General features: G+C 40.3%; 2 protein-coding genes. Both read left to right on the top strand.

Annotated elements, in window-relative coordinates:
* On the top strand, positions 1-398 hold a 398-nt coding region (locus tag HPK16_RS16455; protein WP_425487947.1), incomplete at its 5' end, for a YveK family protein.
* A 6-nt stretch (positions 399-404) separates the two neighbouring features.
* On the top strand, positions 405-957 hold a 553-nt coding region (locus HPK16_RS16460; RefSeq protein ID WP_181677980.1), incomplete at its 3' end, for a CpsD/CapB family tyrosine-protein kinase.

Raw genomic sequence — 957 nt, forward strand, 5'->3', positions numbered from 1 at the left:
GCACCTCGGATTCACAAGTTATCAAAATTAACGTGGAAAGCAAGGATGCTACGGATGCTGTAAAAATTGCGAATGAAACAGTTACGGTGTTCAGTAAAGATATTCCGAAAATAATGAAAATTGACAACATTTACACGCTATCAGAGGCTACTTTAGATGCGGATGCAGCGCCAGTAAAACCTCATACAGGCTTACTAATTGCTGTTGCAACTTTACTAGGAATGATTCTTGGACTTGTCATTATGTTCCTTCGTAATTTATTTGATCGGTCTATTAAAACAGCTGAAGATGTCGAAAAAACGCTGGGGCTTCCCGTGTTATCGATGATTAACGAAATAAAAGACGATGACTTATTTGAGAAGAAACTAGGAAGAAAACGAAAGAATCGGAAAGGATAATGCCCATTGAGTAAACAACAAACAGCTAAAAGAAAGTTGATTACGGCAACCAACCCAAGTTCCCCAATCGCGGAACAATTCAAGACACTTAGAGCAGGTATCCATTTTTCTTCGGTGGACCGAGAGTATAGATCAATTTTAGTGACGTCACCAGAACCAGAGAGCGGTAAATCAACAGTGTCAGCGAATCTTGCCATTTGTTATGCCAAACAGGGTAACAAAACACTGCTCATCGATGCAGATATGAGAAAACCGACCAGTCACCGGACATTTGGCATTCATTACAATATCGGCTTGTCTGACGTGTTGACGAATACCGGAGCAGACCTTCAAGATATGCTCCACCAAACAGAAATCGATAATTTAACCATCTTAACGAGCGGGACGATGGTACCGAATCCGAATGAATTACTAGCTTCTAAAAAAATGGAGCAGTTAATTAAACGATTTACAGAAGAATACGATCAAATTATTATTGATACCCCACCTATTTTAGCTTCATCAGATGCCCTTGTTTTAACCCCCTATGTAGAAGGCGCGATCGTCGTCCTTCGAAGTG

Source organism: Paenilisteria rustica, from assembly GCF_013820765.1.
GTDB classification, from domain to species: domain Bacteria; phylum Bacillota; class Bacilli; order Lactobacillales; family Listeriaceae; genus Listeria_A; species Listeria_A rustica.